Annotated in this window: 26 protein-coding genes; 13 read left to right on the top strand and 13 right to left on the bottom strand. The window is 71.5% G+C overall.

Annotation, left to right across the window (positions count from 1 at the left end; genetic code table 11):
- Position 1 precedes the first annotated feature (1 nt).
- Complete coding sequence (locus KIK09_RS21835; RefSeq protein WP_214321123.1) at positions 2 to 367, bottom strand: hypothetical protein; 366 nt, start codon at positions 365 to 367, stop codon at positions 2 to 4.
- Between KIK09_RS21835 and KIK09_RS21830 the strand changes: the two genes are divergently transcribed.
- The 3 genes from KIK09_RS21830 (at position 358) to KIK09_RS21820 (ending at position 3,083) form a co-directional block, all read left to right on the top strand.
- The gene (locus tag KIK09_RS21830) at positions 358 to 624 is read left to right on the top strand and encodes an alpha-L-rhamnosidase C-terminal domain-containing protein (RefSeq protein ID WP_214321122.1); all 267 of its coding nucleotides are present in this window, start codon (positions 358 to 360) and stop codon (positions 622 to 624) included. The genes KIK09_RS21835 and KIK09_RS21830 overlap by 10 nt on opposite strands.
- Positions 621 to 1,964, top strand: a complete 1,344-nt coding sequence (locus KIK09_RS21825; protein WP_308164227.1) for a carboxylesterase/lipase family protein — start codon at positions 621 to 623, stop codon at positions 1,962 to 1,964. Before KIK09_RS21830 ends, KIK09_RS21825 begins: the two co-directional genes overlap by 4 nt.
- A 120-nt stretch (positions 1,965 to 2,084) precedes the next feature.
- Positions 2,085 to 3,083 (top strand): LacI family DNA-binding transcriptional regulator, encoded by a 999-nt coding sequence (locus KIK09_RS21820; RefSeq protein WP_214321121.1) that lies wholly within the window; start codon positions 2,085 to 2,087, stop codon positions 3,081 to 3,083.
- 186 nt (positions 3,084 to 3,269) lie between these two features.
- Here KIK09_RS21820 and ybiA read toward each other — a convergent pair whose 3' ends face one another.
- The 4 genes from ybiA to KIK09_RS21800 all read right to left on the bottom strand — a co-directional run bounded on the left by ybiA (position 3,270) and on the right by KIK09_RS21800 (position 5,893).
- Complete coding sequence (gene ybiA / locus KIK09_RS21815; RefSeq protein ID WP_214321120.1) at positions 3,270 to 3,836, bottom strand: riboflavin biosynthesis intermediates N-glycosidase; 567 nt, start codon at positions 3,834 to 3,836, stop codon at positions 3,270 to 3,272.
- A 62-nt stretch (positions 3,837 to 3,898) separates the two neighbouring features.
- Entirely contained in the window at positions 3,899 to 5,368 is a 1,470-nt protein-coding gene (locus tag KIK09_RS21810) for an MFS transporter (RefSeq protein ID WP_214321119.1), read from the bottom strand.
- A gap of 2 nt (positions 5,369 to 5,370) precedes the next feature.
- Positions 5,371 to 5,718, bottom strand: coding sequence for a VOC family protein (locus tag KIK09_RS21805; protein ID WP_214321118.1), 348 nt, complete (start codon positions 5,716 to 5,718; stop codon positions 5,371 to 5,373).
- Position 5,719: 1 nt separating this feature from the next.
- The gene (locus KIK09_RS21800; protein ID WP_214321117.1) at positions 5,720 to 5,893 is read right to left on the bottom strand and encodes a ribbon-helix-helix domain-containing protein; all 174 of its coding nucleotides are present in this window, start codon (positions 5,891 to 5,893) and stop codon (positions 5,720 to 5,722) included.
- 104 nt (positions 5,894 to 5,997) lie between these two features.
- On the opposite strand from KIK09_RS21800, the gene KIK09_RS21795 reads away from it, so the two are divergent.
- The 5 genes from KIK09_RS21795 to KIK09_RS21775 all read left to right on the top strand — a co-directional run bounded on the left by KIK09_RS21795 (position 5,998) and on the right by KIK09_RS21775 (position 10,958).
- Entirely contained in the window at positions 5,998 to 6,390 is a 393-nt protein-coding gene (locus tag KIK09_RS21795; RefSeq protein WP_308164226.1) for a GntR family transcriptional regulator, read from the top strand.
- A 64-nt stretch (positions 6,391 to 6,454) separates the two neighbouring features.
- On the top strand, positions 6,455 to 7,345 hold the full coding sequence (locus KIK09_RS21790) for an ABC transporter ATP-binding protein (RefSeq protein ID WP_214321115.1): 891 nt from the start codon (positions 6,455 to 6,457) through the stop codon (positions 7,343 to 7,345).
- Positions 7,342 to 8,376 (top strand): ABC-2 membrane transporter-related protein, encoded by a 1,035-nt coding sequence (locus KIK09_RS21785; protein ID WP_214321114.1) that lies wholly within the window; start codon positions 7,342 to 7,344, stop codon positions 8,374 to 8,376. The genes KIK09_RS21790 and KIK09_RS21785 overlap by 4 nt, the downstream gene beginning before the upstream one ends.
- On the top strand, positions 8,373 to 9,791 hold the full coding sequence (locus KIK09_RS21780) for a S41 family peptidase (protein ID WP_214321113.1): 1,419 nt from the start codon (positions 8,373 to 8,375) through the stop codon (positions 9,789 to 9,791). The genes KIK09_RS21785 and KIK09_RS21780 overlap by 4 nt, the downstream gene beginning before the upstream one ends.
- A 12-nt stretch (positions 9,792 to 9,803) precedes the next feature.
- Positions 9,804 to 10,958: an alpha/beta hydrolase family protein gene (locus KIK09_RS21775; protein ID WP_214321112.1), complete on the top strand. Its 1,155-nt coding sequence runs from the start codon at positions 9,804 to 9,806 to the stop codon at positions 10,956 to 10,958.
- Between the two features lie 2 nt (positions 10,959 to 10,960).
- Here the strand turns inward: KIK09_RS21775 and KIK09_RS21770 are convergent, their stop codons facing one another.
- Positions 10,961 to 11,416, bottom strand: a complete 456-nt coding sequence (locus KIK09_RS21770; protein ID WP_214321111.1) for an Lrp/AsnC family transcriptional regulator — start codon at positions 11,414 to 11,416, stop codon at positions 10,961 to 10,963.
- Between the two features lie 105 nt (positions 11,417 to 11,521).
- Between KIK09_RS21770 and KIK09_RS21765 the strand changes: the two genes are divergently transcribed.
- From KIK09_RS21765 to KIK09_RS21755, 3 genes are read left to right on the top strand one after another with little or no spacing between them, the layout of a single operon-like run.
- Positions 11,522 to 12,364 (top strand): LLM class flavin-dependent oxidoreductase, encoded by an 843-nt coding sequence (locus KIK09_RS21765; protein WP_308164225.1) that lies wholly within the window; start codon positions 11,522 to 11,524, stop codon positions 12,362 to 12,364.
- Complete coding sequence (locus tag KIK09_RS21760; protein WP_214321109.1) at positions 12,361 to 12,786, top strand: nucleoside deaminase; 426 nt, start codon at positions 12,361 to 12,363, stop codon at positions 12,784 to 12,786. The genes KIK09_RS21765 and KIK09_RS21760 overlap by 4 nt, the downstream gene beginning before the upstream one ends.
- A gap of 57 nt (positions 12,787 to 12,843) precedes the next feature.
- Complete coding sequence (locus KIK09_RS21755) at positions 12,844 to 13,530, top strand: hypothetical protein (protein ID WP_214321108.1); 687 nt, start codon at positions 12,844 to 12,846, stop codon at positions 13,528 to 13,530.
- A 395-nt stretch (positions 13,531 to 13,925) separates the two neighbouring features.
- Here the strand turns inward: KIK09_RS21755 and KIK09_RS59295 are convergent, their stop codons facing one another.
- A complete protein-coding gene (locus KIK09_RS59295; RefSeq protein ID WP_308164224.1) occupies positions 13,926 to 16,661 on the bottom strand; it encodes an ATP-binding protein in 2,736 nt (911 codons plus the stop codon).
- Positions 16,662 to 16,763: 102 nt separating this feature from the next.
- Here KIK09_RS59295 and KIK09_RS21745 point away from each other — a divergent pair, with 102 nt between their 5' ends.
- Positions 16,764 to 17,381, top strand: coding sequence for a LysE family translocator (locus KIK09_RS21745; RefSeq protein WP_214321106.1), 618 nt, complete (start codon positions 16,764 to 16,766; stop codon positions 17,379 to 17,381).
- A gap of 4 nt (positions 17,382 to 17,385) precedes the next feature.
- The gene (locus KIK09_RS21740) at positions 17,386 to 17,931 is read left to right on the top strand and encodes a TetR/AcrR family transcriptional regulator (RefSeq protein ID WP_214321105.1); all 546 of its coding nucleotides are present in this window, start codon (positions 17,386 to 17,388) and stop codon (positions 17,929 to 17,931) included.
- Here KIK09_RS21740 and KIK09_RS21735 read toward each other — a convergent pair.
- From KIK09_RS21735 to KIK09_RS21710, 6 genes are all read right to left on the bottom strand, one after another.
- Complete coding sequence (locus tag KIK09_RS21735) at positions 17,928 to 19,118, bottom strand: hypothetical protein (RefSeq protein WP_214321104.1); 1,191 nt, start codon at positions 19,116 to 19,118, stop codon at positions 17,928 to 17,930. The genes KIK09_RS21740 and KIK09_RS21735 overlap by 4 nt on opposite strands.
- A 9-nt stretch (positions 19,119 to 19,127) precedes the next feature.
- Positions 19,128 to 19,508, bottom strand: a complete 381-nt coding sequence (locus KIK09_RS21730) for a RidA family protein (protein ID WP_214321103.1) — start codon at positions 19,506 to 19,508, stop codon at positions 19,128 to 19,130.
- A gap of 9 nt (positions 19,509 to 19,517) precedes the next feature.
- Positions 19,518 to 20,564 carry an alanine racemase gene (locus tag KIK09_RS21725; protein ID WP_308164223.1) on the bottom strand — a complete coding sequence of 349 codons (1,047 nt, stop codon included), beginning with the start codon at positions 20,562 to 20,564 and terminating at the stop codon, positions 19,518 to 19,520.
- A gap of 171 nt (positions 20,565 to 20,735) precedes the next feature.
- Entirely contained in the window at positions 20,736 to 22,268 is a 1,533-nt protein-coding gene (locus KIK09_RS21720; protein WP_214321102.1) for an N-acyl-D-amino-acid deacylase family protein, read from the bottom strand.
- Positions 22,269 to 22,298: 30 nt separating this feature from the next.
- Positions 22,299 to 25,511, bottom strand: a complete 3,213-nt coding sequence (locus KIK09_RS21715; protein WP_214321101.1) for a DUF4153 domain-containing protein — start codon at positions 25,509 to 25,511, stop codon at positions 22,299 to 22,301.
- Positions 25,508 to 26,191 carry a response regulator transcription factor gene (locus KIK09_RS21710; RefSeq protein WP_214321100.1) on the bottom strand — a complete coding sequence of 228 codons (684 nt, stop codon included), beginning with the start codon at positions 26,189 to 26,191 and terminating at the stop codon, positions 25,508 to 25,510. Before KIK09_RS21710 ends, KIK09_RS21715 begins: the two co-directional genes overlap by 4 nt.
- Positions 26,192 to 26,205 lie beyond the last annotated feature (14 nt).

Below are 26,205 nucleotides of genomic sequence, written 5' to 3'. Positions count from 1 at the left end.
CTCACACGGTACGCCGGGCGGCCAGGGCGGCCCCGAGACGCTGGACGTGCGCGTCGTCCGCGGGGTCGAGCGAGGTCGGCCCCGCCACCTCGCGCAGCAGCAGGGCTGGAACGGCCCCGCCTCCGGCGGCCCGGTGAGCCTGCGCGGCGAACCCGACTGGGACGTGCACGCTCTCGTGGTGGGGGCGCAGCCGTTCTTCCGCTACGTGGCGCACGGCGCGCTCGCCCTGCTCGGCGCGCTCGCCCTGCACGACGCGCTCGCCCTGCACGACGCGCTCGCCCTGCACGGCGCGCTCGCCCTGCACGATGCGCTCGCCCTGCTCGGTGCGGCCGACCGGATCGTGGGGCTCTGCCGGGAATGGGCGCATCGTGCACAGCGGGGCGCTGCACGAGTGCTGGGAGGGCGGCTCGTACTGCCGCCACGTCCGCGCGTGACCTGCTCGTCCACACCCTGGGTATAACTCCGGCCGAGCCCGGGTACGCCAGCGTCCGGATCGCGCCCCGGCTCGGCGACCTGGCCTGGGCGCGCGGCTCCGTGCCCACGCCGCACGGGCCGGTCTCGGTGGAGGTCGACGGCACGCGGGTCCGCGTCGACTCGCCCGTTCCCTGCGAGGTGATCCGGTGATCGTGGAGACCGTTTCGGGGCGGGTGCGCGGGCAGGTGGTGGACGGGATCGCGGCCTTTCTCGGCCTGCCGTACGCGCGGCCGCCCTTCGGTGAGCTGCGCTTCCGCGCCCCTTCACCGGTCGAGCCCTGGGAGGGGGTGCGCGACGCGCTGGAGTACGGGCCGACCGCGCCGAAGCGGCCCTACCCGCCGCCGCTCGACCGGCTGCTGGCCGACCCGGCCGTGCCCGGCGACGACTGCCTGAACCTCAACGTCTGGACGCCGGTGGGCGCGCGGGATCTGCCGGTCATGGTGTGGATCCACGGCGGTTCGCTGCGGTACGGCTCGTCCGTGCCCGCGGTGTACGACGGTACGGCTTTCGCCAGGGACGGCGTGGTGCTGGTGTCGATCAACTACCGGCTGGGGATCGAGGGGTTCGGGCTGTTTCCCGATGCTCCGGCCAATCTGGGGCTGCTGGACCAGCTGGCGGCGTTGCGGTGGGTACGCGATCACATCGCCGCCTTCGGCGGGGATCCGGGGAACGTGACCGTGTTCGGGGAGTCCGCGGGGGCGATCTCGGTGGGGGCGCTGCTGTCCGTGGGCGACGGGCTGTTCCGGCGGGCGATCATGCAATCAGGACCTCCCGACACGGTACGGCCGGCCGCGGCCAGACGGCTGACCAGGAAGATCGCGCGCAGGCTGGGGGTTCCCGCGACGGCGGCGGCGTTCGCGGACGTCGATCGGGAGCGGCTGCTCGACGCGCAGGCCGCCGTGCGCGACGGGTTCGGCATCGTGGATCCCGGTATGGATCGGCGCTTCGAGGGCGAGCTGATGGTCGGCTACAACTCCGAGGAGTACCGGCTCTGGTTCGTGCCCAGCGGCCTCGTCGACCGGATCGGGCCCCTGGCGTTCACCCTGGCGCGGCTGAAGTACCGGATCGGCGGGCGGGCCGCCGGGCTCTACCGGGCTCGCCGCCCCGGGGCCAAACCTGGCGAGGTGCTCGGGGCGCTGGTCACCGACAAGGTGCTGCGGGTTCCGCTGAACCAGCTGGCCGACGAGCGGACGTCCAGGACGTTCATGTACGAGTTCGCCTGGCGCACGCCCGTACAGAACCTGGGGGCGTGCCACGCGCTGGAGATCGGCTTCGTCTTCGACACGCTGCGCACGGCCGACGTCGTGGCGCTGACCGGGCCGGACGCGCCGCAGCCGCTGGCGGACGCCATGCACGCGGCCTGGGTGTCGTTCGCACGGACCGGCGACCCCGGGTGGCCCGCCTGGTCGGTCAAACGGCCCGTCATGCGCTTCGGCGTCGAGCCCGAGCTGGTGTACGCGCCCCAGGATGACGAGCGGACGGCCTGGTAATCGCTGCCGTACCGTTGATGCTGGGCCATGGCCTGGCGCGTGGCTTGCCGTACGATGCGCCCTGGAGCAATCGATTTCCAGCAAGGGTCTACACTGTCATCCGATCACAGGGGGACGAGCTTGCTCAAGATCCAGGACGTGGCACGGCACGCGGGCGTCTCCGCCGCGACGGTCTCGCGCGTGCTCAACGGGCGCGCCACCGTCAACCCCGAGCTGGCCGCGCGGGTGCACGAGGCCGTCGCCGAGCTGGGCTACCGGCCCAACGGCGTGGCCCGCAACCTGCGGCGCAGGCAGACCACGCTCTGGGCGGTCCTGATCTCCGACATCGGCAACCCGTTCTTCACCTCGCTGGTGCGCGGCGTTGAGGACGTCGGGCGGCAGCACGGCTACTCGGTCGTCCTGTGCAACACCGACGAGAACCCGGCGCGCGAGGCCGAGTACATCGCGGTCGCGCTCTCCGACAACATGGCCGGCGTGATCATCTCGCCCGCCGACGACACCACCGACATCAGCGCCCTCGTCGCGGCCGGCACCGCCGTGTGCACCATCGACCGCGAACTCCCCGACGCGGACGTCGACGCCGTCCTGGTCGACAACGAGAAGGGCGCCGAGCAGGCCACCGCCCACCTCATCGAGTCCGGCTACCGCCGCATCGCCTGCATCACCGGGCCGCGCCGCATGTCCACCGCCATGCGCCGCCTGCGCGGCTACCAGCGGGCGCTGCGCCTGTCGGGTCTCCCCCAGGACAAGGCCTTGGTACGGCATGCCGACTTCCGTGAGGAGGGCGGGTACGCGGCGATGGCCGCGCTCCTGGACGAGGGCGTGCACCTGGACGCCGTCTTCGCCGCCAACAACCTCATGACGGTCGGCGCCATGGAGTGCCTCGCGGAACGCGGCGTGCCCGTGCCTGCGCAGATCGGCGTCATCGGCTTCGACGAGATCCCCTGGGCCAGGCTCTCGCGCCCGTCGCTCTCGACGGTCAGCCAGCCCACCTACGAACTCGGCCGCGCCGCGGCCCAACTCCTCGCGGACCGCATCGACACCCCCTCCCGCCCACCAACCCGCATAGTCCTCCAGACGGAACTCCACGCCCGCGCCAGCTCCCAACCCCGCCCCTAGCGTGCATACCGGCTCGAGGGACGCCGCAAGCGCATCACGCATCCTCGCTCATTGATCTGGGCGCACCCCTGCCCCAACGCTTTCCCGTCGCATCAGAGCCGGGTCGCGGCCCCGACCCACGCACGCGGCGTGAGCGCCGAGTGGGTCCCGCAGGACGTGCCCGTGAAGTCCGAGGGGAATGCCTGCTCAGGCGCCTGCCTCGCTGGAGAGGGCATCGCGGGCACTCATGAGGGCGAAGCCGAGCAGGTTGAGGCCGCGCCAGGTCGAAGGGCTGGCGGCGCGCTCGTCGGCGGCCGCGAGACCGATGCCCCAGATGCGGTCGCGCGGGCTCGCCTCCACCAGGACGCGGCGCCGCGTGCCGAGCAGGAACTCGCGTAACTCGGCATGCTGGCCGAACTTCGCGACGTTTCCCCTGACCACGATGCCGAAGCGCTCCGCCTTCCACACCTGCTCGTCGAAGCCCTGCACGGCACGGCCGAGGTTTTTGGCCTCGCCGGGATGCTCGGCCTCCAGGACCCGCGCGGCCGTCTCGTCATCGCCGAACAGCCACGCCTTGTGCGCCATCATGTAGTGCTCGGCGGAGCCGAACGTGTGCCCGCCCTCGGTGAAGGACACCGGCCACCACTGGCTCAGGCACCCGGGCGCCAGGCTCCCCGTGTGCCCCCAGAAGCAGAGGTAGCGCAGGACGCGGCCCGCCTGCTCGGCGGCGATCGCCTCGTCGCGGCTGCGGGGAAGGGCTTCGGAGGTCGACACCCCCGAAGGTTCCCACACGCCACCGACAATCCGGCTTCACGGAGCTGCGCCGCCGTACCCGATCAGGGAGCCGGCGAGGCGGTCACCGGAGCCTGAGGAGCAACGAAATCCTTGCTGCGGATGAGCGCGAAGGCGAGCACCCCGCCCACGAGGGCGAGAACGCCGCCGACGAGCAGCACGTCGTTGAGTGCCGCGCCCGCCACGCCCGCCTGCTTCGCACCGCGTTGAACGGCTTCGGCCATCCGATCGGCGTACTCCCGCGAGCCGGACCGCTCGTACAGCTCGGCACGCAGCGAGGCCGCGAAGATCGAGCCGTACAGCGCGATGCCGACGGCGATGCCGATCTGCCGGAAGGTCTGGTTCACCCCCGAGGCCATGCCGGATCGATGAACGGGCACGACACCCACCGCGGTCGAGGCCAGCGGCGGATTGACCAGCCCCGTCCCGATACCGGCGACGACGAACCCCGGGATGAGGTGCGTCCAGTCCGACCCGGCGTCCAGGCCCCGCATCAGCAGGATCCCGGCCCCCACCAGGACCAGCCCGGGACCGATCAGCCAACGGACCGGGACGTGGCTCGTCAGCCGTCCCGCCACCGTCGCGGCGATCACCGTGCCGGCCGAGACGACCAGGAGCCTGGCGCCGGTGCCGAGCGCGCTGTAGCCGAGGTCGTTCTGCAGGTAGAGCACGATGTAGAGGAACAGCGCGAACAGCGAGGCGTTCATCGCGAACGCCGCGATCGACCCGCCGACGAACGTCGGCGTCCGCAGCAGCGACAGGTCGAACATCGGCTCGCGCACCCGCGACTCCACCACGGCGAACCCGGCGAGCAGCACCGCCGCGAGCCCGAAGCAGCCGATGACGCCCGGCTCGTCCCACGCCGTCTCGCTCGCCCTGATCAGCGCGTACACCAGGCTGAAGAGCCCGGCCGTCAGCGTGACGACCCCGGGCCAGTCGATCCGCGCACTGTACGGCGAGCGGGACTCGTCCACCCTGGCCAGCGCGACGGCGATCGCGACCACGCCGATCGGCAGGTTGACCAGGAAGATCCCGCGCCAGCTGATCCCGGTGGTGATCAGTCCGCCGAGGATCGGGCCGAGCGCCGTGGCAACACCCGCGACCGCGCCCCAGGCCCCGAAGGCCACGCCACGCTCCCTGCCCTGGAAGGCCCCGGCGAGCAGTGCCAGCGAGGTGGCGAACAAGATCGCGCCACCGGCCCCCTGCACCGCCCTGGACACGCTCAGCATCGCGGGCCCCTGCGCCAGGCCGCAGAGCGCCGAACCCACGGTGAAGATCGACAGTCCGGCCACGAATACGCGCCGCCTGCCGTACCTGTCGGCCAGGGAGCCCGCCGTGAGCAGCAGCGCCGCCAGCGTCAGCGCGTAGGCGTCCGTCACCCACTGCAGGTCGGCGAAGCCCGCGCCCAGCGCGTGCTGGATGTCCGGCAGCGCGACCACCACGATCGTGACGTCGAGCAGCAACATGAACGTCGCCGCGCACGCCACCAGCAGCGTCCACCACCTGCGCGCCACGGTCAGCCCTTGGCCTGGGCCTGCAGGCTCCAGATCCGCCCGTCGGGATCGCGGACGGTCATCTCCTTGGTCCCGTAATGCGTGTCCTCGAACGGCGTGACCACCTCGACCACGGGATCGGCCTGGAAGGCCTCCGCGTCGGCCACCTTCAGCACGACCTGCACCTGCGGCTCCCGATCCGCGGGAATCTCCGCCAGGACGAGGTACGGCCCGCCGCCGCCGTTACGCAGCACCCCGGAACCGTCGCCGGTCGAGAACTCGACCTCGAACCCCAGCGCCTGATAGAACCTGGCCGCCTTGCCCCAGTTGTGGGTCTCCAGGTACACGCCCTCGATGCCCTCGGTCGCCATGTCAGCTCTCCTCCCCAGATGATGGCCGCTGCCCGTGGGCGTCGAGGTAGACGCGCAGCGCCTGCGCCACCAACGCCGACAGCGACATCTCCGATTCGATGGCGTGATGCTTGACCTGCTTGATCAGCCCGATCGGCAGGTACACGTTGAACTGCTTCACATCCTCGTCACCCACATCGGCGATGCTAGCACGCTAGCAATCTAGGCCGTGACTTCCTTAACGGGCGCCATATATGCAAATATCTATAGTGCTAGGACATTAGATATATGGAGGAACCTGTGATCGAGTTCCACCTGGATGCGAAATCCGGCGTCTCGCCCTACCTGCAGCTCGTGCAGCAGGTACGGCACGCGCTACGGCTCGGCCTGCTGCACGAGGGCGACCAGTTGCCGACCGTCAAGGAGGTCGTGGCGCGGTTGGCGATCAACCCCAACACCGTCCTGAAGGCCTACCGGGAGCTCGAGCACGAGGGCCTGGTCGCCGCCCGGCCGGGGGTGGGGACGTTCGTGACGGCCACGCTCACCGACACCTCGCTGGCCGCGCACGGCCCGCTGCGGCTGGAACTGCAGCGCTGGCTGGCCAAGGCGCGCCGGGCCGGCCTCGACGAGGAAAGCATCGAGGCGCTGTTCATGACCACCTTTCGGACCACCGCTCAGGAGGAGATAGCGTGACCGAGCGAAGCGAGGGCACCAATAAGCACAGCACTCAAGTCACGACGGCTCCGAAGGAGCTGTCATGACTTCCGTTCTGCAGGCCCAGGGACTGGGCAAGAAGTACGGCAGGCGCTGGGCGCTGCGCGACTGCACCCTCGGCATCCCGGCCGGGCACGTCGTCGGGCTGGTGGGCCCCAACGGAGCCGGCAAGACCACGCTGCTGAAGCTGGCCAGCGGCCAGCTGGAGCCCACGACGGGCGAGATCACCGTGCTGGGCGGCCGTCCCGCCCGCGGCCCCGCGCAACTGGCCAAGGTCGGCTTCGTCGCCCAGGACACCCCCGTCTACTCCGCGCTCAGCGTCGCCGAGCACCTGCGACTGGGAGCCCGGCTCAACCCTGGCTGGGACGTCGTGGTGGCGCGCGAGCGGATCGCCCGGCTCGGGCTGGATCCCGCCCACCGGGCGGGCAAGCTGTCCGGCGGCCAGCGCGCCCAGCTCGCCCTCACCCTGGGCCTGGCCAAACGTCCCGAGCTGCTGATCCTGGACGAGCCGGTCGCCTCGCTCGACCCGCTCGCCCGCCGCGAGTTCCTGCAGGGGCTGATGGAGGCCACCGTCGAGCACGAGTTCAGCGTGGTGCTCTCCTCCCACCTGGTCTCCGACCTGGAACGGGTCTGCGACTACCTGATCGTGCTCATCGACTCGCGCGTGCAGGTGGCCGGACAGACCGACGAACTGCTGGCCACCCATCACCGGCTCACCGGACCGCGTCGCGAACCCAACCGGTTGCCCGCCGACCAGCACGTGGTCTCCGCGCGCCACACCGACCGGCAGAGCACGTACGTGGTCCGTACCGACGCCCCGATCCACGACCCCGCCTGGACGGTCTCCCAGCTCAGCCTGGAGGACCTCGTCCTGGCCTATATGGAGAAGCACACCGCCGAGAACCGGCGGGTCGCCCTGGAGGTGCAGCGATGATCTGGCTGGCCTGGCGCCAGTTCCGCGGCTCGGCCGCGATGATGGCCACCGCACTCGTCATCCTCGCCACCGCCCTGGCTCTGACCGGCCCGGGCCTGGCCTCCCGCTACTCCGCCGGGATCGCCGACTGTACCCAGGACGACACCTGCCTCCGCTTCTACGACCGCTTCTTCGGCCAGTACGACACCCCCTTCATGGCCGTCAGCCTCGCCGTGCTGCTCCTGCCCGCGCTCGTCGGGCTCTTCTGGGGAGCACCGTTGATCACCCGCGAGCTGGAGACGGGCACGCACCTGCTGGTGTGGAACCAGAGCATCACCCGCACCCGCTGGCTGGCGGTCAAGCTCGGGCTCACCGGCCTGGTCGCCGTGGCCGCCTCCTGCCTGTGCGGCCTCGCGGCCACCTGGTGGTCCGGGCCCCTGGACAAGTCGGCCCCGGAGGGCTTGGCCCTGATGGCTCCCCTGGTGTTCGGCGCGCGCGGCATCGCCCCGATGGGGTATGCGGCCTTCGCCTTCGTCCTGGGCGTGACCGTGGGCATGCTGGTGCGCCGCACGCTGCCCGCCATGGCCCTCACGCTGGCCGTCTTCGCCGCGATCCAGCTCGCCATGCCGCTGCTGGTCCGGCCCCACCTGATGCCCCCGATCACCTCGACCTTCGAGCTCGGCGAGGCGAACGTGGACGGGATCGGCATATCGCGTGAAGGCGGATCTCCGCAGCTTTCGCTGAAGTCGGCCGTTCCTGGCCACGCGGGCGCCTGGGTCCTGTCCAACAACCTGGTCGATCCATCCGGACGTACGCTCGGCAGCGAAGGCGCCGTCCAGGTCTCCACGACGTCGGGACCCTGCTCACCGCAGCAAGCGGGACCGAACACGTGCACTCCTGAGATCAACCGGCTCGGCTACCGGCAGAAGGCGACCTACCAGCCCCTTGAGCGCTTCTGGCCTTTCCAGTGGATCGAGACCGGGATCTACGCCTTCCTCACCCTCGGCCTCACGTGGTTCTCCTTCTGGTGGATCCGCAGGCGCCTGTCATGACCGTCATCAGGACCGCGGCCGCCGGGCTCGTGCTCCTCCTGGTGGCAGCCTGCACGGCGCCGACGCCGCCGCGCAGCCAGGCGAGCACAGCAGGCAGTACGGCCTGCGCGCGCCCTCAGGGACCTCCAGAGGCGGAGACGGCCACCACGATCGACGTCATCGAGCAGGCGTACTTCTGCATCCTCGGCAACTACTACAGCGGCGCCACACTGGACGCCCGCTCCCTGTTGACCACCGGATTCGCCGTCCTGACCCAGGAGCTCAACCGCAACGGGCGCGACGTGCCCGAGGCCACCATGCCGGCGCTGACCGGTGACCACAAAGCCGACTGGACCGCGTTCGAGGCCGTCTACAGGAAGATCACCGATCAGGTGCCCGACCTGCGCGACAGGCTGGCCGTCGTCACCCTCGAGGCCATCGTGGCCGGACTCGGCGACAACCACGCCCGCTGGGTGCACGACGTCAAGCGCCCGCCCGACTACTACGACGGCGACGGGTACGGGCTCGGCCTCCAGGCGAACGTCAGCGGCCCGCAGGTGAACGGCAACCCCGGCACCGCCGTCCCGCCGCTGTTCGTCACCACCGTGCAGGGCGGCGCGGCGCAGGCCGCCGGACTGCGCCCGGGCGACGTCATCGAATCGATCGACGGATCGGCGCCCTTCATCGACGGCAAGGCCACCCCCGCGATCGCCGCCCTCTACCCGCAATACCCGCAAGCCCGCCCGGTCCGGCTGCGGCTCCTGCGGCAGACCACCGGCCGTCGCTGGAGCGTGACGCTCAAGCCCGGCCTCTACCAGCGGGATCTGGCCGCCCTGCAAGTGGTGAGATCGAAGCTGCTGGAAGACGACATCGCCTATGTACGGCTGGCCGGGTTCGCTCCCGACTCCGCGAACAGGGTTCTCAAGGCGATCTCCAGGCTGCGCACCAGCCGTACTCTCATCGGCGTCGTGCTGGACCTGCGCGGCAACGGCGGCGGCAGCCCCGTGGAGGCGACCCGGCTGCTGAGCACGTTCGTCCACGGCAAGGTCACCGCATACCAGTGCACCGTGGACGGCACGTGCAAGACCTCGTGGACCGACGACACCGTCGAGTTGCTCAACCTGCCGCTGGTGGTGCTCACCGACCGCAGTTGCGCGTCGGCGTGTGAGCACTTCAGCTCCGCGGTCAAGGACCTGCGGATCGGCCGGCTGGTCGGCACCAGAACCGCCGGGGTCGTCTCCGGTCCGGCGCAGCCGTACCTGCTGAGCAACCACACCATGCTGAGCTTCCCCGACAGGCACCACCTGGGGCCCAACCGCGAGGTGCTCGACCGGATCGGCGTGCCGCCCGATCACTACGTGCCCATGACGCCGAAGGACGCGGCCGCCGGGCGCGACCCCGCCCTGGCCGAGGCCCTGACCTTGCTGCACAAGTGAATGGACCCCTCCATGAGACAGCTCCTGGCAGTCGCCGCAGGCCTGCTCGTCCTCGCCGCCTCCGCCTGCTCCGCGCCCACGCCGCCCCGGTCGGCCGCCAACCCGACGGCCACTCCGACCGGCCCCGCCACCCTGCCCGCTCCCACCAGCCCCCATCCGGTCGGCACCACCGCCCTGTACCTGAAGGACACCTCCCGCCCCGACCCCTGGAACCTCGACGTCAAAGTCAGGGAGCTCAAGGTCACCCTGTGGTATCCGACCAAGCAACGGGACGGGCAGCGGGCGCCGTACATGACGCCAAAGGAATCGGAGCTCCTCATGAAGGGCTCCAAGATCACCAGCGCACCGTACGACACGCTGAGCAAGACGCGGACCAACGCCGTCGAAGACGCCAAGCCAACGGGGCGGAAGCTTCCGCTGGTGGTGCTGTCTCCCGGTTTCACCAAGCCCATGAGCACGCTCACGTCCCTGGCTGAGGACCTGGCCAGCAGGGGGTACGTCGTGGCCGGGATCGACCACACCTACGAAAGCTACGCCACGACCCTGCCCGGCGGGCGGGTCGCGGAGTGCCTGGCGTGCGACAGCGACTCCGACCCGGGGTTCGGCACCGGGGTGGTTCAGGGCCGGGCGGCCGACGTCTCCTTCGTGCTCGACCAGCTGACATCCAAGTGGGACAAGTCTGGCCTGATCGACCGCTCCAGAATCGCGATGGTGGGCCAGTCGATCGGCGGGGCGAGCGCCGTGGCGGCCATGGTGAAGGACTCCCGGGTGCGCGCGGGAATCGACATGGACGGCACCACGTACGCCCGGATCCCCAAGAACGGGTTCTCCCGGCCCTTCCTGTTCATGGGTTCGCCGCAGCACGCCCCTGGCGGTCGCGACAACTCGTGGGACCGCGACTGGAAGCTGCTGACCGGATGGAAGCGCTGGCTCGTACTGTCGGGCGCGGAACACGCGTCCTTCACCGACGGCCCGCTGGTGGCGAGCGCCCTCGGCATCAAGCCCGCCTACGGCGTGCTGCCCGCGGCGCGCTCAGCCGAGCTCACCCGCACGTACGTGGCGGCCTTCCTCGACCAGCATCTGAAGTCGCAGCGGCAGCCCCTCCTGGACAAGCCGTCGTCGCGCTACCCCGAGGTCACATTCTGCCCCGCGACCTGCGGTCAATAGCGTCAGGCGTCCGGGGCTCGCTGCGGGCCGCGGTAGGGCAGCGGCTGGCTGTAGACGATGCTGGTCGTCGTGCTTCCGAACTCGGCGAGCTCGCCGACCAGGCGTTCCAGATGGCGCATGGACGCCGCGGCGACCTTCAGCGTGTAGCAGTCGTCACCGGTGGTCCGCAGGCACTCCAGGATCTCCATCCGCTCGGCGAGCAGCCGGTGCAGCGGCTCGTGCCGGTTGCCGGGGAACTTCAGCCGTACGACGGCCATCACCGCGAACCCGACCTTCTCCAGGTCGACGCCGGCGTGGTAACCGGTGATGACGCCCATCGACTCCAGGCGCCTGACCCGTTCTGTCGTCGCCGAGGGGCTGAGGTTCACCCGCCGTCCCAGCTCGGTGAGCGCGATACGACCGTCCTGCTGGACCTCCACCAGGATCGCCCAGTCCGTCGCATCGAGATTCTCGGCCATTCAGCAAAAATACCGGCAAAATCACGGGCGTCTGTCGCATACGCCGCAAAGACCGCCTTCATCACGAGGTGATCGTCTGGATAGCCTGAACCGGTGCGAATAGGCGTGAACGTTCCGAATTTCGGACCCGGCACCGATCCCGGCGTCCTGCGCGGCTGGGCGCAGACCGTGGAGGGGCTTGGCTTCGACCTGTTGATGGTCTCCGACCATGTCGTGGTGACGCCCGATGTCGCCGCGCAGTACCCCGCCCCGTTCTACGAGCCGTTCACCACCCTGGCCTGGCTCGCCGGCATCACCGACCGGGTCCGGCTCGGGACCACCGTGCTCATCGCGCCCTACCGGCACCCGCTCCTGACCGCTCGGATGGCCGCCAACCTCAACCAGCTCAGCGGCGGCCGGCTGGTCCTCGGAGTGGCCTCGGGCTGGGCCAAGCAGGAGTTCGCCGCCCTCGGCGTGCCGTTCGACCAGCGCGGGAAACTCACCGACGACACCCTCCTGGCGCTACGGGCCGCCAGGGACGACACCGCCGACTACCGCGCAGGACCGATCCCGCTGTGGATCGGCGGCAACAGCGACGTCGGCATCCGCCGCGCGATCCGCCTCGGCGACGCCTGGCACCCGCTGCGGAACACCCTGCCCTGGCTGCGCGAGGCGATCGACCGGATGAAGGCCATCGCCGGCACCCGGCCGGTACCGGCCTTCGCCCCCCGCATCATCCTGCGGATCACCGACTCTCACGTCACCGATCCCCACCGCCGCGCCGGCGAGGGCACCATCGACCAGGTCGTCGAGGACCTCGAACAGCTACGGCTGCTCGGCGCCGACACCGTCGTGCTCGACCCGTTCGACGGCGACCCTGACGAGACCCTCCACCCCGCGGCGAAGTGGCAGATGCTGGCCGCCGTGGCCGCCCATTGGGACCTTCAACCGCGAATGGAGCACTCATGACACCCGACCAGGAACGCCTTCTCCGCCGCGCGATCGAACTGGCCGCCGCGGCACGCGCGAACGGCAACCCGCCCTTCGGATCGCTGCTGGCCGACCCGGACGGCCGCATCCTCGCCGAGGAGCAGAACACCACGCTCACCGAATCCGACATCAGCGCACACCCGGAGCTCAAACTGGCCCGCTGGGCGGCCCGCGAACTCGACCCCGCCACCGCCGCCGCCACGACCATGTACACCAGCTGCCAGCCCTGCGGCATGTGCACGGGCGCGATCCAACGCTCCGGCCTTGGCCGCGTCGTCTACGCCCTCTCAGAGGAACAACTCACATCCCTCAAGCCAGGCGGCGCCTGGCCCAACGTCCCACACGAGGGCCCGGCCCTCTACGACGAGGCCCGCATCCCAGTCGAGGGCTACTACCAGTAAGCCACCGAGGACGCGACCCGTTTGCGGGAGGCAGAGGGCGCAGGGCACGGTAAACGGATGATGGGTACGGTAGGCGGTCCGATCGGACAAGACACGACGTCGCGCCAAGCGATTGACTTGCGGGTGCACCGCTGGCTGATGATCGTTGGGGCGCTCCTCACCGGCGTCGCCCTTCTGCTGTTGTCGCTGCTCCCTGGCGCGCCTTCCGAGGCGGTCGCAATGACGGCGTGGGTCGAACGCGGTCACTCGCTACTGTCGTGGAGCGACGAACTGCTGTTCTTCGCGGTCATCTGCTGGGGAGGCGGTGCCCGCGGCCTCTTCGGCGCGCGCAAGGCCGAACCGTCGGCGCGGATCAACGTGGGAGTGACCGCTCTCACGGCCGCCCTCGTCGCCCTCGTCGTCCTACTGCTCGCGGTGGGGCGTCTGGTCTACCCGGTGTTTGAGATTCAACTGTCAGCCGAGGTTCTAGCACTGGTCGTCAGCTCGACGTTCGGCGCCCTGCATCTGGCGTTCCTAGGTTTCGCCGTTGCTGCGGTCGCGCTCAGCTGGTCGACACGCGCCGGACTAATCGGGCGAGCTGTCGGCATCTTTGCCGCAGCCGCATTCATCGTCGGCTCTTTCCCCTGGCTGACACCGAGCTGGTGGAACTCATTGGTCGCGATATTGGTCGCCGCGTGGGGCGTGCTCCTGGCCCTTGCTACCGCAACTCGCACCCAGAATCCCGGCGACGAACGGAGAGGATGAGTACCACCGTCTAGGGCATGGTTCCGGCGCAATCATCATGATGCGGTCCTTTAGCTCGACAGCGCGTCGCCGAACCTAGCGACCCCCTCCCGACACGAACTCGACATCGCGCCTGGCAAGGCAGCGGACTGATCATCCCCATTCGCGCTACAAGACCCTTAACTCCGAGACATTGAGCCCGCCTGGCCAAGCCGAGACGACGTCCTGCTCAAGTGGGCTCCGGGCGGGGAGCGCGAGGGGCTGCGGCCCCTCGCCGGGGTGTGGGGCTTGCCCCACTCGGACACAGCCCGAGCGCGTAGCGCGAGGACCACGCCTTTGGCCCTCAATAGGAACGTCCGAGCGTAGCGAGGTCCTTTTTGCCTGTAAGGGCGTAGCGAGGCCCTTTGTCCGGGGCCTTAGCCGAGGAGGCCGCGGGTGCGGGCGGCGGCGGCTGCCTGGGTGCGGGTTGAGGCGTCGAGCTTGGCGAGGATGTTGGAGACGTGCACGCTGACCGTCTTCTGCGCGATGAACAGCCGCTCGGCGATCTCCCGGTTGGTGAGCCCCTCGGCGACCAGGCGGAGGACTTCGAGCTCCCGCGCCGTGAGCCCGCCGTCGCCGTGGGCGCCGCCGAAGCGGGCACGGCGGCCGAACTCGGTGAGGACCGCCTCCAGGGGCGCGGCGCGCAGCTTGCCGGCGGTCTCGCGGGCGAGCTCCCACTCGGCCTGGGCCGCGACCCGGTCTCCGGCGGCCAGAAGGGCCTCGGCCAGGCGCCAGCGGGCGCGGGCGGTCTCGTAGACGAAGCCGTAGTCGAAGGCGTCGACGGTGGCCCGCCACAGGTCGACGTCGAGGCGGCCGTGGACGCGGTGCCATTCGGCCTCGGCGCGCAGCGCCCAGGCACGGCCCTCTGGCCCCATCTCGCCACGCTGGCCGGTGGGCCCTGAGGTGATCGCGAAGCGCGCGGCGTCGATCAGCGCGTCGGCGCCCTCCACCGAGCCGAGCTCGGCCAGCGCCCACAGGCCCACCGCGGCGATGCGGACCGAGCCGGAGTCGCCGGGGTCGAGGGTGTCGAACGCGGCGTGGACATGCTCGAGCGCGGCGGCCGGGTCACCGTTCCACAGGGCGTGTTCGGCGGCGAGGCCGCGCGCCATGTAGGCGATCAGCCCGTCGGACCAGAAGGGCCGCAGCAGCTCCAGCCGTGGCTCCACCGCGGGCAGCCCGCGGGCGACCTCGATGAACAGCGCGAAGGAGGACAGCGTGGCCTCGGGGATCGTGCCGACGCGGGCGGGGAAGCCGTGGGCGACGGCCTCCGCCTGGTCCCATTCGCCGGCCACGTAGTGAATCAGGAAGCGCAGGAAGCGGAGGTCGGTGCCGTAGGTGCTCCAGGTCAGGCCGGACTCGAGCGCCATGCGGATGCCCTCGTCGGCCATCTCGGCGGCGGCCTCGAGCAGGCCCTGCTCGTAGTGGATGCGGGCGTGGAAGAAGCGGACGCGCAGGTCCATCGCCAGGTCGCCGGTGCTCATCAAGGTGGCGATGTCGATGAGGGTGTGGGCGCGGTCGATGTCGCCGTGCAGCTCGGCCCTGGCGGCCTGGGTGATGAGCGCCCCCGCCTCGGCGTCGCGGGCTCCAGCCGCCCTGGCGGCCTCGAGCGCGCGGGCGATGAGGTCCTCGACCTCGGCGTGGCGGGGCGTGTAGCTGAGCGTGCGCGACAGGGTGGCAAGCGCGCGGGCCAGCTCGGTCTGGGAGACCGCGGTCTCGACGGCCTGCTCGGCGATCCCGACGGAGCTGAGGTCGCCCATCTCGTAGAGGTAGTAGGCCAGGCGTTCGTTCACCTCGGAGGTGGGCGGCAGCGCGCGCAACTGGTGGACGGCGCGGTGGTTGTCGCCGCTGTCGGCGGCCATGACGGCGCTACGGAAGGCCAGCGCGACCCGGCTCTCGCCGGCCAGCTGCTCGGCGCCCTCGACCCGCTCCCACAGGCCGAGCGCCTGGTCGTAGTGGCTGTGCGCCTCCGCGGGCGCGCCCAGCCGCTCGGCCAGGCGGCCGGCCTCGGCCGAGGCCGACAGGGCGCCTGCCAGGTCGTGGCCGGCGAGGTAGTGGTGGGCCAGCTCGGCGGGCGAGGTGAGCAGCTCGGCGAAGGCGGCGTGCAGCCTGGTGCGCTCGCCGGGCAGCAGGTCGGTGTAGACCGCCTCCTGCAGCAGCGCGTGGCGGAACGCGTAGCCGTAGCCGTCGACCCTGAGCAGCCCGCGCGAGACGATCTCCCGCACGGCGTCCTCGAAGTCGGCCAGCGGCAGCCCGGAGACCTCGCGCAGCAGCTCGTCCTCGACCCGGCGGCCGGCGACCGCGGCGGCGCGCAGCACCCGCTGCCCGGACTCCGACAGCACCTCGACCCGGGACATGAGCAGGCTGGCCAGCCCGTCGGGCAGGCTGTCGCCCTCGGCCATGGCGGCGAAGAGCTCCTCGGCGTAGAACGGGTTGCCGTCGGCCCGGGTGACGATCTCCCCGAGCCGCTGCGAGTCAACCGACCCCAATGTCGCCACATAGTCCGACATTTCGCCGGCGCCGAGCGGTGTGACCTCCAGGGCCGTGACCGTGGGCAGGCGCTTGAGCTCGGCCAGCACCGAGCGCAGCGGATGGCGGCGGTGCAGGTCGTCGGTGCGGTAGGTGCCGGCCACGCAGACGCGCTCGGTCTGCACCATCCGGCTGAGGAACACCAGCAGGTCGCGCGTGGACCGGTCGGCCCAGTGCAGGTCCTCGATCACGAACAGCACGGGCTGCACCTCGCCGAGCAGCCCGAGCAGCGAGCCGAACAGCCGCTGCTGGGTCAGCGCCGACGGCGGCGCGCTCTCGCTGCCGGGCAGCAACTGCCCGAGCAGCGGCCGCTCGGCGATGGCCTCGCGCATCTCGGGCTCGGCCCCGCGCAGCGCGTCGGCCAGGGGCAGGTACGGCAGGGCGTCGCCGAGCTCGGCGCACTGCCCGACCAGCACGTGGAAGCCGCGCTCCCGGGCCACGGCGACGAGCTCGGTCACCAGTCTGGTCTTCCCGATGCCCGCGTCACCGCCGACGAGCGCGACACCGGCGGTGCCCGCACCGGCGGACTCGAGGACACGCACGAGCCGCGCCAGCTCAGCCGTGCGCCCGACGAGAAGACCATTCACGCCAGCAACTATGCCACGGCGGGCCGACATTCCCATTGGTCCCCGATCCTAGCCACCGAATGGCCTTCAACGCAGGACCAAATCCGGCCTACCCTTCGAAAAATGATCCATTGGTCGACATTCGTCCTCTTCGTCGGCACCTCGTTGATCCTGGTGGTCGTCCCGGGGCCGAACCACCTCTACATCGCCGCCAGAGGCCTGGCCCAGGGCCGCTCGGCGGCGCTGGCCAGCGCCTTCGGCGTGGAGACAGGGACGCTGGTGCACATCGCCGCCGCCGCGGCGGGCCTGTCGTACCTGATCAGCACGTCGGCGACGCTGTTCGGCCTCGTCAAGTGGGCGGGCGTGGCCTACCTCTTCTACCTGGGGATCCGCGCCCTGACCGGCAAGCCCGAGGACACCGCCGAGGCGCCGGAACCGCAGCCGCTGGGCAAGGTGTACGCGGAAGGCATCGTCGTCAACGTGCTCAATCCCAAGGTGACGCTGTTCTTCCTGGCCCTGCTGCCGCAGTTCGTCCGGCCCGAGGCGGGCTCGCCCACGCTCCAGATCGTGGTGCTCGGCGTCACGGTGATGTCCCTCGGGCTCCTGTCCGACCTGATCTACGCCTTCACCGCGGGGGCGCTGGGACAGCGGCTGGCCAGGCGGGCACGCGCGCTCAAGAAGGTCAGCGGCGTGGTCTATCTGGGGTTGGGCGTCCTCACGGCGTTCGCGGGGCGAAAATGATCGCATGGCGCCACGCAAGCAGCAGGAGATCTTCGACGCGACGCTGCGGCTGGTCTCCGAGCGCGGCTACGACGGCCTGACCATCGAGGGCGTCGCGGAACGCTCGGGGGTCAACAAGACGACGATCTACCGCTGGTGGCCGTCGAAGGCCGCGCTGCTCGGCGCCGCCCTGGTCGAGGCCGACACGCTCGGCTTCGACCCGCCGGACACGGGCAGCCTGCGCGGTGACCTGGTGGCGGTGGTCGAAGGGATCAGGCGCCTGCTCACGCAGCCGCCGGGACGCGACATCGCGGTCGCCGCGCTCGGCGCCGCCGTACACCATCCCGAGCTGGACGTGCGCGGGTTCTTCGCCGACCGGATGGCGCGCGAGAAGGCGATCTTCGACAGGGCGGCACGGCGGGGAGAACTCGCGGCGGAGACCGACCCGATGCTCGTGATCGATCTGCTGGCGGGGGCGGTGTGGATCAGGGCCGTCTTCCGCGGCCTGCCGCTCGACGACGACTTCGCCGGGGACGCGGTGTCGGCCGTGCTCGACGGGGTGGCCCGCTAGAGCATCTCCCCGAGCGCGGTCGGGATCCTGTCGAGCACCGGGTGGGGCACCAGCCCGTAGGCGTAGAAGTCCACCGCGGACGCGCCCGCCGCCTTGGCGCCGCGGGCCTTGGCCACGAGCCGGTCGCTGGAGTCGCTGTCGGGGAACCCGGGCCGCAGCACCGCCCGCACCTCCCGGTCCTTGCCGACGGACCGCAGGTAGGCGCCCACGTCGTCGGCCACCCTGGCGGCGTCCCTGGCGTAGGCGAGCACCCCGAACGCGGGCACCAGGTCTCCCAGCGCCACCAGGTCGACCCCGAGCTGCCAGGCGTCGTGCGCGGCCAGCCCGGGCGTCGGGAGCCCGTCGGTGTATCCCTTGACCGCCCCGGTGGAGTCGATGAACACCAGCCGGGACCCCTCCTCGGCCACCGCCGAGGCCACCTCGGACACCAGCGTGGTCACCGTCTCGGAACGCGCCCGGGCGTAGGCGACCACCTCGGGCCCCGCGTAGGCGGTCAGCGCGGCCCTGGTCACCTCGCCCTGGGCGGGCGGGTCGCCGTCGAAGACGCCGCCCACGATCCTGGCGCACTCGTCGCGCGCGACCTCGGCGTTGACGCCCAGGTCGGCGGCGCGCGCCATGCAGTAGTCGCAGAAGCAGAGCCCGAACAGGTAGGCGTCCATCGGACCGAGCGGCACGAACGAGCGCTGCGGCTTGAGCGGCCTGAAGTGCAGCGCCTCGGCCACCACGCTGTCGACGCCGAGCCTGGCCACCGCCCTGGCCAGGGCGACCGCGTACTCGCGGACGTCCGGGTGGGCGGGGCACAGGTCGGTGAGCGAGCCCCGGTCGCCGAAGCAGTCGCGCACGGTCACGTCCGGGTGCTGCTCGCCCAGGGCCAGGTTGCGCAGGAAGACGGTCCAGCCGTGCAGCTTCAGCCCCCGCTCGGTGCACGCCTGGCGCAGCCCGTCGAGCGCGCCGAGGTAGCCGGGGACCGGGCGGAGCCGGGCGAACAGATCGTGCGGGGCGGCGAAGTGCGCCCCGTCGTGACGGATGGTGAGCCTGGACAGCCCGTGCGGGGTGACGTCACGGGAGGCGTGGTGGACGGCGCCCACGGTCACGCCTCGCACGCCGTACCCGCTGATCCTGTCGAGCACCCGCTCGACGCCCTCGCCCCGCAGGTCCTCGACGAAGACGTATACCGAACTGTCCACGCACCGACCTTACGCGCTCTTGTGAGCTACGAAGTCGATCTCCACCAGGATGTTCATCAGGTCGGAGCCCACGGTCGTGCGGACCGGGTAGGGCTGGGTGAAGTACGACTTGTACACCTCGTTGTAGCCGGCGAAGTCCCGCTTGAGGTGCTGCAGGTGCACCGTGGCCTTGATCACGTCGTCGAAGCCGAGCCCGTGCGCCGCCAGGATCGCGCCCAGGTTGCGCATGGTCTGGTGGGTCTGGGTCTCGATGTCGTCGCCGACGACCTCGCCGGTCTGCGGGTCGAGCGGGCCCGCGCCGGAGGTGTAGACGAAGTCGCCCACCACCAGTCCCTGGGAGTAGGCGCCGATGGGGGCGGCGCCTTCGGTGGTCCTGAGCTCCTTCTTCACGTGGTCTCCTCAGAAATGTGTGTTGATCGTGCCGACAACGTTGTAGTCCTCGTCGACCAGCGGCAGCGAGCGCCACTTGTCGAAGGCGGTGCACGGGTGCGAGATGCCGAAGCGCACCACCTCGCCGACGTTCAGGTCGCCGTGCACGATCGTGTGCTGGTCCAGCATCTTCACCACGGTGACGCCCTCGCGCCGGGGGATGGGCATGCCCTCGTCGTAGGGGGCGTCGCGCTTGCCCATCCCGATGATCGCCAGCCCGGGCTCCGGTGTCGAGAGCACGTGCGCGAAGACCTCGAGCGCCGGGCGCAGCTCACCCTCGATGCGGTTGAACGGGGTGCGCTCGCGGTAGAAGCCCTCGTCGTGGGCGACGTAGGCGCCGCTGCGCAGCAGGATCCTGGCCTGGGTGGCGACCAGTTCGCGGCCGATCACGTCGAACCACTGGCTCCCGCCGACGGTCAGTATCGGGTTCCTGACCCGCAGGTACTCCACGGCCTCCTGCAGCCGATCCAGATATTTCCGGACCTCGTCGGTGCTCTGCAGCGCCCCCTCGTACCCGGCGACCCCCGCCAGCTCGACCCCGTCCACGGCCTGCACGTGGGAGACCACGTCGAGCAGCGCGTCCAGCGTCCTGCACCCGGCGCGCCCGCCCTCGTGCCCCAGCTCGACCAGCACCTGGAAGGGCCGCTCCCCGGCATGGGCGGCCAGGACGTCGACCCCCGCCCGCGAGTCGGCGAAGCTCAGGAACTCGAAGTCCGGGTCCTCGGCCAGCTCGGTCGCCGCCCACCGCAACCCCTCGGGGTCGAGGATCTGGTTGGCCACCATGATCCGGTCGGCGCCGAACCCGCGCGCGGCCATCGCCTGCCGCCCGGTGGCCACGGTCAGCCCCCATGCCCCGGCCTGCAGCTGCTTGCGCGCGATCTCACCGGACATATGCGTCTTGACGTGCGGCGCAAGCTGCATGCCATGATCCCGCACGAACGCCGCCATCGTCGCGATGTTGTGCTCCAGCGCGTCGCGGCGCACCACCATCACGGGCAGCGAGTACCCCTCCAGCACGATTCCGACCCTATCGTTCGTATTGATGATCTTGTACGGCGAGCCACCCACCGCCCGCCCACCGCACTTCGGCTGAGGACCCGCGACCGGCGACTCCGGCGAGTCGGTGCCACTGACCCGCCACAACGGCGCACAGGACCCGCCTGGACGGGTTCCGTACCCGGGACCCGCCTACCGTGGTTTCAGCGCCCTGCCCGGAGTCTTCCCCGTGAGCGCGCCACCCGCCAGCACCTGCACGCCCGAGACGAGCACGTCGTCCACCCCCACCGCAAGAGCCCGGGGACCGTCGTAGGTCGACACGTCCGCGACCACGGCCGGGTCGAGGACCACCACGTCGGCGGCGAACCCGGGCCGCAGCAACCCCCGGTCGGCCAGCCCGAAGCGGCGCGCGGGATGCGAGGCCAGGTGCACGGCCGCCTGCTCCCACGTCCAGTCGCCCAGCTCCCGCACGTGCATCCCAAGAAAACGAGCGAAGGCCCCGAACCCCCGCGGATGCGGATGCCCGCCCACGTAGATCCCGTCCGACCCGCCCGTGTGCACCGGATGCCGTAGCACCCGCCGCACCGACTCCTCCCCCTCGGGCCCCTCGTCGGGCCGCGCCGTCACGCAGCCCGCCTCCAGCCGCGTCGAGATCAGCAGCCGACGGCAGAACTCGGCCGGCTCCACCCCTTCCCGCTTGGCCGCCTCCACCATGGTCAGCCCCTCGGCCCAGCCCAGCCCTGGCGCGTGCGAGATGGTCAGCCGCGGCCAGGTGTCGCCCAGCCCCTCCCACCAGGAGGACAGCTCCTCGGATTCGAGCATCTCCAGCGCCCGGCCGACCTCGGCCCCCGGCACCGACGGCGGCAGCACCACCATCGCCAGGATCGTGTTCCCGCGCAGGTAAGGATAGGTGTCGAAGGTCAGGTCGATCCCGCCGTCGAGCGCCGAGTCCACCAGGGGCAGTAGCACGTCCGCGGGCCCGTGCAGGTGCGAGACGTGCACGGCGGCCCCGGACAGCGCCGCGATCTCGCCGACCTCGGCCATGCCCGTCCCGGCCCGCTCGCCGTACGCCCGCATGTGGGTGACGTACGGCAGGCCGCCCAGCGGGCGGCAGAGCGCGGCCAGCTCGGCGGCGGAGGCGTAGCGGCCGGGCAGGTACTCCAGCCCGCTCGACAGCCCGGCGGCGCCCTCCTCGAGCCCGCGCTCGACGTGGGAGACCATGCGGCGCAGCTCGTCCGTGGTCGGGGCGGCGGACGAGGGGCCCATCACGTCGTAGCGGATCGTCCCGTGCGGGAGGAGATAGGCGGTGTTGAGGGCGACCGCACGGTCGTAGGAGCCGAGCAGACCGGCCACCGTCAGCGGGCCCTCGGTGAGCGCCGGGCCGTTGACGGCGGCGAAGTAGCGGGAGGCGTAGGCCACGGTCTCGGCGGAGCCGGGCGCGAACGACAGCCCGTCCTGCCCGAGCACGAACGTGGTCACCCCCTGGCGCAGCGCCGCGAGCTGCACCGAGGGGTCGAAGACCGCGGCGTCGCCGTGGGCGTGGCAGTCGACGAACCCGGGTGCCACGAGCCGCCCCGCGGCGCCGATCACCTGGCGGGCCTCGGCTCCGTCGAGGCGGCCCACGGCGGCGACGCGGTCCGCGGTGATCCCCAGATCGGCCCGGTACGGCGGCGCCCCCGTCCCGTCGAGCACCCGTCCGCCGCTGATGATCACATCGAAAGCCACTCCTGGATTAAACCCGATCCGGGCCGGCGATCACTCGGTGCCGTAGCGGCCGGTCGTGGGGCAGGACGAGGTGCTCCCCACCGGATGCGCGGCCAGCACGTCGCGGGCCTGCGACCTGGCCAGGTTCCAGCCGTTCCACGGGTCCGGCCGGCTCAGGCCGTTGGTCCGCACCACCGAGGCCAGTACGCAGCTGCGCTTGGGCTCGGGCAGCCGGTCGAGCGCGGGCACGGCCTCCGCCCCGAGGTCGCCCAGGTAGTCGGCGTCGATCCGCTCCACGCCGCGCACCTCGACGGCCGACTGCGCCACCCGCAGATCCGGGTTGATCAGGGCGAACGCCACGACCCCGAGCCCGGTCACCAGCACGACCGTGCGAGGCAGCCATCCGGCTCCATTGCCCGCCAGCCGTACCGCGCCCGCCAGCAGGACCAGCACGAACACCGCGCCCAGCCACCAGACGGTGGCCTGCACCGACAGCCGCAGCCTCGACAGGCCGTAGGCGTCGGTGTAGAGGTCCATCCGGTGCAGCGCCGAGGCCAGCACCACCATGGTCAGCGCGCACAGCACGCCCAGCTCGCCGGCCATCACCCAGCGCTCGCGCCGCGCCGTCCTGATCATGCCGCCGGCCACCGCGACGATCCCCAGCACGAACACGCTGACGACCACGAGCTGGAAGAAGCCCTGCCTGGCGTACTCGGCGTAGGTCAGGCCCGCGGTCCTGCGCACCCAGGCGTCCCCGCCGAACAGGGCCGTGACCTGGACCGTGACGAACGCCGCGAACAGCAGGTTCACCGCGGTCAGCGGCACCAGCCAAACGCTCCTGGCCACGCCCAGCTTCACGGCGGGCCCCATCGGGTCGTTGACGGGCCGCAGTGCCACCAGCACGACCGCGGCGAGCAGCACCGCGAACACCACGAACAGGAAGACCCTGGCGGGCGCCGACTCCATCCACACCGGCGTCGTGGTCAGCCGCTGCACGTACGCGGCGAAGACCGCGTCGGCCGAGGCGAAGAGCAGCCCGAAGACCAGCAGCAGCACGACCGTGATGGCCAGCGCCGAGAGCGTCGGCAGGATGTGGCGCCTGGCCACCAGCCGCCGCAGCGGCCCGCCCAGGAACCAGGCCACCGGCCCCAGCGCGAGCAGCACGGACACGCCGCCCCTGATCACCCCGAGCCAGCCGGCGCCCGCCCCCGAGACGGCCAGGGCGCCCAGCCCCGCCCCCGCCAGCAGCAGCACCGCGACCAGCCAGTCGGCGTCCCGCACGGCGGCCATCGCGATCAGCCAGTACGCGATCATCCCGTAGGCGAGCGTCCACGGCGTCATCCTGCGCAGCACCGCGGGCAGCGCGGCCGCCCCCAGCACCACGGCGACCAGCACGACCCCGAGCCCCGCCTGCGCGTCAGGCAGCGCCACGGCCGCGAACACCCCCGCGCCCGCCGCCGCGGGCAGCAGCCAGCGGGGCGTCTCGGGCAGATCCGGCTTGGGGAACAGCGGCGGCGGCACATACCCCGGCGGCCCGCCCTGCTGCATCCCGTACGGCCCACCCTGCTGCCCCCCGTACGGCGGGCGCTGCCCACCCGAGTAAGGCCCGGCCGGTGGCACCGCCCCAACCTGGGCCGTCCCGACCGGTGCCGTCCCAACTTGGGCCGTTCCCACCGGGGCCGTCCCAACCGGGGGCGGGTACGCGGAACCCGAGGCCGGACGCGGGCGCGGACGGCCGCCGCCCGCCACGGCCACACCCAGCACGACGCCCGCCAGGACGGCCAGCATCAGCGTGGCCAGGGCCGCCGCCCCGCTGAAGAACACCGACACGACCACGGCCCCGAACAGGCCGACGAGGAACCCGCCGAGCGCCCCGAGCACGGCCCCGCCGAACAGCCTGCCGAACCCGACCCCGCCCACCACCGCGGGCCGCGGAACCGGGGCCGCCCCCTCCGGCACGCCCCCGGTCACCGCCGCGATGCCGGGCTCGGCGTCACCCACGTGCACGGCTTCACCCGTATCGACCGCGCCGGCCACCGCCGACGCCGCGGACACGACTCCCGCGGACACACCGGCGGGTGCATCCCCGAACAAAGCCTCCCCGGACACAGCGTCCCCGGCCAGAGCGGCACCGGATGCGGCTTCCGTCGAAAGGACGCCTCCCGGCACGGCCCCCTCCGTCAAGGCGGGCGCGAGCCCAGCCGGTGCCGCAAGCTCAGGAACGGCGACGACCGGCTGCTCCCCCGTGCCGGTCTCCTGCGGCGTCTCCGCCATCGTGGTCCTCCCTGGTAAGTCGACGATCATGCGACACCCCGCGCAGTCGTCGATGCGGATGGAGCCGCCGTGAAGCTCGACGATCTCCTTGACGATGGCCAGCCCGAGCCCCGCGCCCCCGGAGTCCGCCGCCCGCCCGGTGTCCAGCCGGGAGAAGCGCTCGAACACGCGCGCCCTGGCCGAGGCCGGGATGCCCGGCCCCTGGTCGGCGATGACGATGCGGACCCCGGCACTCTCCGGCTCGGCCGTGACGCGCACGACGCCCCCGGCGGGGCTGTGCCGTACGGCGTTGTCCAGCAGGTTGGCCAGCACCTGCGCGAGCAGGTCGGGGTCGGCGCGCACCACCAGGTCGGCGGGCACCGAGGGCGCCAGCCGGACGTCCTCCCTGGCCAGCTCGGCCTCGCGCACGGCCTGCTCGAGCAGCGGCGCGAGCTCGACAGCCTCGGGCTCGATGAGCCTGACGCCCGAGTCGAGGCGCGACAGGTCGAGCAGCTGGGCGACGAGCCGCCCGAGCCGTTCGGTCTGGGCGAGCGCGGTGGCCATGGTGGTCGGGTCGGCGTCGGAGACGCCGTCGACCACGTTCTCCAGCACGGCACGCAGCGCGGTGATGGGTGTGCGCAGCTCGTGGCTGACGTTGGCGACCAGCTCGCGGCGCTGCCGGTCGACCTCGCCGAGGTCGGCGGCCATCGCGTTGAACGCCCTGGCGAGCTCGCCCACCTCGTCGCGCGAGGTGGTCCGCACGCGCAGCGTGTAGCGGCCCTTGGCGATGGTCTGGGCGGCCCTGGCCATCTCGCGCAGCGGCTTGGTCATGCCCATGGCCAGCAGTTGCACCATCACCAGCGCCAGCACGACGGCCACCGCGATGCGGACCGGCCGCGACCACCCCGCGCCGATGCCCAGCTCGTTGACCAGGAACGCGGTCCCGACGGCCAGGACGATGACGATGCCGAGCTTGACCTTGATCCGCCCGAGGAAGTCCAGCGGCCTCATCGGCGTACCAGGGCGTAGCCGACGCCGTGCACGGTTCGGACGACGTCGGAGCCGAGCTTGCGGCGCAGCGCCCGGACGTGGCTGTCGACCGTGCGGGTGGCCGCCGCCTCGGAGAAACCCCACACGTCCGACAGCAGCCTGTCGCGCTCGAACACCTGCCCCGGCCGCTCCGCCAGCCGCCTCAGCAGGTCGAACTCGGTCCTGGTGAGCTGCGCCTCGGTGCCGTTGACGAAGACCCTGCGGGCCGCGGTGTCGATCTCGACCGCGCCCACCCTGATCACGGTGTCCTCCACGGCCAGCTGCGCGGCCCGCTCGACCCTGCGCAGCAGCGCGTGGATCCTGGCCACCAGCTCCCGCATGCTGAACGGCTTGGTGATGTAGTCGTCGGCGCCCACCCCGAGCCCGACCAGCAGGTCGGTCTCCTCGCTGAGCGCGGTCAGCATGAGGACGGGCACCGGGCGGGCCGCCTGCATCCGGCGGCACACCTCGAGCCCGTCGAGCCCGGGCAGGAGCCGGTCGAGGATCACCAGGTCCGGTTCGGCCTTGCCGTACTCGCTCAGAGCGGTCTCGCCGTCGGCTGCCATGCGGACGTCGAAGCCCTCGGCCGCCAGCCGGTTGCGCACGGCCAGCCCGATCGTCTCGTCGTCCTCGACCAGGAGGATGCGTCGCTGCTCTGCCACGTCCCAGAGCCTAG

This window comes from Nonomuraea sediminis (assembly GCF_018531495.1).
Taxonomy (GTDB): Bacteria; Actinomycetota; Actinomycetes; order Streptosporangiales; family Streptosporangiaceae; genus Nonomuraea; species Nonomuraea sediminis.
Note: the sequence above shows the minus strand (reverse complement) of the source record. Positions and strands in the feature narration are given on the sequence as shown.

Coding starts and splice junctions, on each gene's coding strand:
- KIK09_RS21830 (WP_214321122.1), top strand. CDS start 358: ATGGGCGCATCGTGCACAGCGGGGCGCTGCACGAGTGCTGGGAGGGCG.
- KIK09_RS21835 (WP_214321123.1), bottom strand. CDS start 367: ATGCGCCCATTCCCGGCAGAGCCCCACGATCCGGTCGGCCGCACCGAG.
- KIK09_RS21805 (WP_214321118.1), bottom strand. CDS start 5,718: ATGGCGACCGAGGGCATCGAGGGCGTGTACCTGGAGACCCACAACTGG.
- KIK09_RS21790 (WP_214321115.1), top strand. CDS start 6,455: ATGACTTCCGTTCTGCAGGCCCAGGGACTGGGCAAGAAGTACGGCAGG.
- KIK09_RS21785 (WP_214321114.1), top strand. CDS start 7,342: ATGATCTGGCTGGCCTGGCGCCAGTTCCGCGGCTCGGCCGCGATGATG.
- KIK09_RS21780 (WP_214321113.1), top strand. CDS start 8,373: ATGACCGTCATCAGGACCGCGGCCGCCGGGCTCGTGCTCCTCCTGGTG.
- KIK09_RS21775 (WP_214321112.1), top strand. CDS start 9,804: ATGAGACAGCTCCTGGCAGTCGCCGCAGGCCTGCTCGTCCTCGCCGCC.
- KIK09_RS21770 (WP_214321111.1), bottom strand. CDS start 11,416: ATGGCCGAGAATCTCGATGCGACGGACTGGGCGATCCTGGTGGAGGTC.
- KIK09_RS21760 (WP_214321109.1), top strand. CDS start 12,361: ATGACACCCGACCAGGAACGCCTTCTCCGCCGCGCGATCGAACTGGCC.
- KIK09_RS21755 (WP_214321108.1), top strand. CDS start 12,844: ATGATGGGTACGGTAGGCGGTCCGATCGGACAAGACACGACGTCGCGC.
- KIK09_RS21745 (WP_214321106.1), top strand. CDS start 16,764: ATGATCCATTGGTCGACATTCGTCCTCTTCGTCGGCACCTCGTTGATC.
- KIK09_RS21740 (WP_214321105.1), top strand. CDS start 17,386: ATGGCGCCACGCAAGCAGCAGGAGATCTTCGACGCGACGCTGCGGCTG.
- KIK09_RS21715 (WP_214321101.1), bottom strand. CDS start 25,511: ATGAGGCCGCTGGACTTCCTCGGGCGGATCAAGGTCAAGCTCGGCATC.